Annotated in this window: 6 protein-coding genes; 3 read left to right on the forward strand and 3 right to left on the reverse strand. The window is 70.1% G+C overall.

The window, feature by feature from the left end; translation table 11 throughout:
- A partial coding sequence (locus CH341_RS27710; RefSeq protein ID WP_111422197.1) for a GntR family transcriptional regulator occupies positions 1–710 on the reverse strand: 710 nt, incomplete at its 3' end.
- A 245-nt stretch (positions 711–955) separates the two neighbouring features.
- Here CH341_RS27710 and CH341_RS27715 point away from each other — a divergent pair.
- The 3 genes from CH341_RS27715 (at position 956) to CH341_RS27725 (ending at position 3,677) form a co-directional block, all read left to right on the forward strand.
- Positions 956–1,834, forward strand: a complete 879-nt coding sequence (locus tag CH341_RS27715; RefSeq protein ID WP_111422199.1) for a polysaccharide deacetylase family protein — start codon at positions 956–958, stop codon at positions 1,832–1,834.
- 32 nt (positions 1,835–1,866) lie between these two features.
- Positions 1,867–2,643 carry an SDR family oxidoreductase gene (locus CH341_RS27720; protein WP_111422202.1) on the forward strand — a complete coding sequence of 259 codons (777 nt, stop codon included), beginning with the start codon at positions 1,867–1,869 and terminating at the stop codon, positions 2,641–2,643.
- Between the two features lie 68 nt (positions 2,644–2,711).
- Positions 2,712–3,677 carry a Bug family tripartite tricarboxylate transporter substrate binding protein gene (locus CH341_RS27725; protein WP_111422205.1) on the forward strand — a complete coding sequence of 322 codons (966 nt, stop codon included), beginning with the start codon at positions 2,712–2,714 and terminating at the stop codon, positions 3,675–3,677.
- A 22-nt stretch (positions 3,678–3,699) separates the two neighbouring features.
- On the opposite strand, the gene CH341_RS27730 is transcribed toward CH341_RS27725, so the two are convergent.
- The gene (locus tag CH341_RS27730; protein ID WP_111422207.1) at positions 3,700–4,374 is read right to left on the reverse strand and encodes a hypothetical protein; all 675 of its coding nucleotides are present in this window, start codon (positions 4,372–4,374) and stop codon (positions 3,700–3,702) included.
- Positions 4,375–4,515: 141 nt separating this feature from the next.
- Positions 4,516–5,067 carry a hypothetical protein gene (locus CH341_RS27735; RefSeq protein WP_146604650.1) on the reverse strand — a complete coding sequence of 184 codons (552 nt, stop codon included), beginning with the start codon at positions 5,065–5,067 and terminating at the stop codon, positions 4,516–4,518.
- Positions 5,068–5,226: the final 159 nt, after the last annotated feature.

Consider the following 5,226-nt stretch of genomic DNA (forward strand, 5'->3'; position numbering starts at 1 on the left):
GCCGCGGCCCGTCGCTGCAGCTCGGCCTTGCACAGCTCGGCGGTGCGCCGGAAGTGCCCGTTCAGGAGCTCGACGGCGCGCTCGGCGTCGCGGGCCACGGCCGCCTCCATGATCTGCCGGTGCTCGTCGCGCACCCGCGCCAGCGCCGCCTTGCGGGCCATGTGGCGATAGCGGTCGGCGACGTCGAAAAGCTGCTCGCAATAGCCGACCAGCCAGCGCGACCCGCAGGCGTCGATGAGGACGCGGTGGAAGACGCGATGCGCCACCTCCCACTCCGGATTGGCGATCCCTTCCGCCTCGTCGGCCCAGCGGGGCAGCCGCGACAGCCGGTGATAGGCGACGATCAGCCGCTCCTCCCAGTCCGGGCCGCCCTGGGCGATCGATTCGCGCAGCGCCCGCTCGTTGAGCCAACAGCGCGCCTTGATCATCTCCTCGAGGTCCTGCTCGCCGATCGCCGAGACGACGAAGCCGCGCTGGTCGCTGTGGGCGACGAGGTCGTCCCGCGTCAGCCGGTTGAGCGCCTCGCGCACCGGGCTGAGGCCGGTGCCGAACTCTTGAGCGAGCTGGCGGACCCGCAGCCGCAACAGCGGCGCGATCTCGCCGGAGATGATGCGCTGGCGCAGCGTCGCGACGATCCGTGTCGCCAGCGTCGGGTCACCGCCGGCGGTCCCGCCGTCCGGCCCGTCGCCGATCCCGCCCGTCTTCACCATCGATCCTGCGCTCCGTTCGACCGCCGCAGTCTGACCGGCGAGTACTCTCGCTGTAAGCCGCGACAGTATAATCGATCATTCTGGCCTGTGCGCAAATATGATCGATCATCCGTTGACGCCACCCCGGGCCCGGGCTATCGCTGTCCGGGCAGAGTGCGGCACCCGATCGAGGATCGGCGGACGCCGCGGATCAACAAGAACGAAGACGGGCCGGCAAATCAGCGGCCGCGCCCCGGGAGGACTGAATGGATCAGCTCAGCGTCCATGCCGGCGGCACCGAGATTCCGCTTCCCGACAACTTCCGTTGGCCGGGCGGCAAGCGGCTCGCAGTGTTCTTCCGCGTCGCCTTCGAGGGCTGGTCGGACGGCCACTGGCCCGGCGTCGGCCCCATGGGCAATCCGCTGAAGGCCGGCTTCCCCGACCTCAATGCCATGGGTTTCGCCGAATACGGCCACCGCCGCGGCATTTTCCGCGCGCTCGAGACGCTGGCGCGCAACGACGTCAAAGCGACCGTGATGGTGTCGGGCGTGATGGCCGAGCGGCATCCGGAGATCGTCAAGCAGATCGCGCAGGCCGGACACGACATCGTCGCGCACTCCTACGCCATGGACGTGATCCCGATCTATCTCGACGAGGCGGCCGAGCGCGCCAACATACGCCGCACCGTCGACCTGATCGTCGCGGCCTGCGGGGTCCGGCCGACCGGCTGGATCAGCCCGCGCGGTACGCCGAGCCCCAACACCGGCCGCCTGCTCGCCGAGGAAGGCTTCGAGTGGCACGGCGACTCGCTCAACGACGACCTGCCCTACGGCGTGCGCTTCCCGGCCGGCACGCTGGTGTCGTTCTCCAGCAACATGGAGTGCAACGACATGCCGCTCTACATGCGCTACGGCAATCCGCCGAGCCTGATGGTCGACATCTTCAACGAGTGGCTCGACTGGGTGCGCAGCTACGAGACCGGCCCGGCACGCCTCGATCCCACCATCCACTCGCACGTGTTCGGCCGGCCGCTCGGCATGGCCGCGTTCAACAAGATCATGGAGATCGCGAAGGCCGCCGACGACATCTGGATCGGGACGCGGTCCGGCGCCGTCAAGCACGTCCTCGCCGTCCTGTCGCGCTGAGCGGCGATCGGGACACGGAACAGGACGACGCCATGGATCTGGGACTGACCGGCCGTCGCGCCATCGTCTGCGCGTCCTCGAAGGGGCTCGGAAAGGCCTGCGCCATGGCGCTCGCCCGCGAGGGCTGCGAGGTCGTCGTCAACGGCCGTAGCGAGGCGGTCGCCACGACCGCCGCCGAGATCGCGGCCGCCACCGGCGCCCGGGTCACCGCCGTGCGGGCCGACATCGATACGGAGGACGGCCGGCAGGCGCTGGTCGCGGCGTGTCCGGAGCCGGACATCCTGATCAACAACAATGCCGGCCCCTCGCCCGGCCGCTTCACGGATCTGGGTCGCGACGACTGGCTGGCGGCGATCGAGTCCAACATGCTGGCCCCGATCCTGCTGATCCGGGCCGTGCTGCCCGGCATGCGGGCGCGGAAGTTCGGCCGCATCGTCAACATCACGTCGGCGATGGTGAAGGCGCCGCGCGCTCACATGGGCCTGTCGACGGCCGCCCGGACCGGACTGACGGCGCTCGCCAAGGCGATCTCGTTCGAGGCCGCGGCCGACAACGTCACCATCAACAACATGCTGCCGGAGCGCATCGACACCGGCCGCCAGGTCTTCATGGCGGAGCGCACAGCGAAGGCGGACGGCATCACGGTGGACGCTGCGCGCGAAAAGATCGCCGCAACGGTGGCGGCCAAGCGCTTCGGGCGCCCCGAGGAGTTCGCCGACGCCTGCGCGTTCCTGTGCAGCGCGCAGGCCGGCTTCATCTCGGGCCAGAACCTGCAGCTCGACGGAGGATCCTATCCGGGCCTGATCTGAGGACGAGGCCCCGCGTCCGACCAACGATCCAAAGCCGAGACCAATCGGCAGGAACAGGAGGAGACACGATGACGACGCTGCGTCTGCTGCTCGCCGCCCTTCTCGTCGCGCTCGCGACGGGTCCGGCCCCGGCCCAGAAGTTCCCGTCCAAGCCGATCACCCTTGTGGTGCCCTATGCGGCCGGCGGCAATGTCGACACCACGGCCCGCATCCTGCAGGCCGCGATCGGCAACTCGCTCGGCCAGCCGATCGTGGTGGAGAACCGGCCCGGTGCCGCGGGCTTCATCGCCGGCGGCTACGTGGCGCGGGCGGAGCCCGACGGCACCACCCTGTTCGTCGCCTCCAACGGTCCGCTGCTGCTCGGCCCGCTGGTCATGAAGGCGCCCTATTCGCTGGACGACTTCGCCCCCATCACGCTGCTCACCACCGGCACCAACGTGCTGCTGACCCGCCGTGACCTGCCGGTGACGTCCGTGAAGGAGCTGATCGCCTACGGCAAGGCGAACCCGAGCAAGTTCCAGGTCGCCGTCGACACCGGCGCGAGCATCAACAACTTCCTGTCCGAGATGCTGAAGCTCGAGGCCGGCCTCGACTGGACACCGGTGCGCTATCGCGGCAACGCGCCCGCCCTCACCGACCTGATCGCCGGCCATGTGGATGTCGGCTTCGCCCAGCTCACCGAGTCGGTCGAGCACATCAAGGCCGGCAAGCTGAAGGCGCTCGCCGTGATGATGCCGGAGCGCTCGCCGGCGATTCCCGACGTCCCGACCATGGCGGAGGCCGGCTATCCGGGCGTCGAGGGCATCATCTTCATCGGCCTGCTCGCCCCCAAGGGCACGCCGGCCGACGTCGTCGACACGCTCAACGCGACCGTCCGCAAGGCACTGTCGCAGAAGTCCGTGGTCGATCAGCTCGCGACCTTCGGCGCCACCGTGATGACCGACACGCCCGCCGAGTTCACCAAGTTCTTGAAGGTCGAGAACGACAAGTGGGCCGCGGTCGCCAGAAAGGCGAACATCAAGGTCGATCACTGACGCGCCTCGGCGGCCGCTCCGCCTACGCGGCACCGACCGCGAAGAACTCCACCGGACCGGCGCCGAGCAGCGCGAGCTTCGCCCGGGCCGACAAGGGCACAGGCAGTCGACGGAACACCGGCCGCCCGAAGAACAGCGCGGTCTTGCGCGGATTGACGTAGACGATGCGGATCGCCCGCCGGTCGGTCCGCGCTGCGGCTTCGATCTGGTCGGCGACCTCGTCCAGAACCTCCGCCGTGAACGGATTGTAGAAGAACAGGACGAGGTCGCCGGGCGGCAGCACGAAATGCGCCGCGTTCAGGTGACGAACCTCGAGGTCGCGGCAGGCCAGCAGCTCCTTCGGGTAGAGGGCGATGTTCTCGCAGGCTTCGGCGTGCAGACTGTCGGAGAACTCGACACCGATGCAGCGCCGGAACGGCAGCCGCGCCGCCGTCAGCAGCGCCCGGCCGCGTCCCGCGCCGTAGTCGACGAAGGTGCAGCGGGCGGGCGCGATGTCCAGGGCCTGCAGGGCCCAGAGCAACGGCAGGCGCGGAAACGCCTCGTAGCGCCGGTCCTGGAGCCGCCCCGGCGGACCGACCACGTCGGCCGCCGCGACCGTGCGGCTCTGCCCGGTCGGCCATCGCTCGATGCCGTCACGAGCACGATCGTAGGCGACGTAATGCGCGATGATCCTGGCTTGCCGGGAATAGTAACCCATGGACGGTCGCGGGCGCTGGGCTGTCGGGACGGCGGTCTGAAACGCCGCCCGATACCATGGCGCCACATGCCCCGTCAGGTGGGGCGATCACGGATCCGAGCCACCCCAGCAGTCCCGTCCGGACTTGTGCGGCGGTCCGCCTCAGCGCGGAGCCGCGGGCTTCGCCGGCACCGAGCCGGTCACGTCCGCCGCGGCGGGAGCTTCGGTCCGGGCGACCTGCTGGACATGGACGATCTTCGCGCCCGGAGCCGGACGCACCTCGTAGGCGCCGTAGGGCGGCGCCCCGGCGACCCGCTCGGTCGGCCCGATATAGCCGTAGCGGCGCGGCGGATACGCATGGGGGCGCTTGTAGGGCACGTAGTGCGACCGGCCGTAAGCCGGCCCATACGTGTAGGGATAGCGGATCGAATAGGCGTAGCCACCCTCCGAGAAGGTCGGCACCGCATAGATGCCGGCGCCGCGGTAGAGCGGGCCCTGGTTGACCACATAGATCGGCGGACGCGCATCCGACGGATCGAGCAGATAGCCGGTCGGCGGCACCGCCGGCGGCACCGGCGAGGCGCCGTAGACCACCACTGGACCGCCGACGCAGCAGCCCTGCTGGGCGGCGGCCGGTCCGGCCGCGCCGATCAGCAGCAGGATGGCGACCGCCGCGCCGCCCACCACGCTCCGACCCTGAACACTCCGACGCATGACTGATCCCTTCTGGCCGGTCCTGTCTGGTCCCGCCCCCGGTCGACGGACTCGTCCGCCGGAGGGGAAGTCTACGACGCGCGAGGCGAGGCGGAAAGCGACGCCTGGGCGCGGGCGTTCGCTGCGTCACCGCCGCGGGCGCGGTCCCGGACGCGGCCG

Source organism: Rhodoplanes roseus (assembly GCF_003258865.1).
Classification (GTDB): Bacteria; Pseudomonadota; Alphaproteobacteria; order Rhizobiales; family Xanthobacteraceae; genus Rhodoplanes; species Rhodoplanes roseus.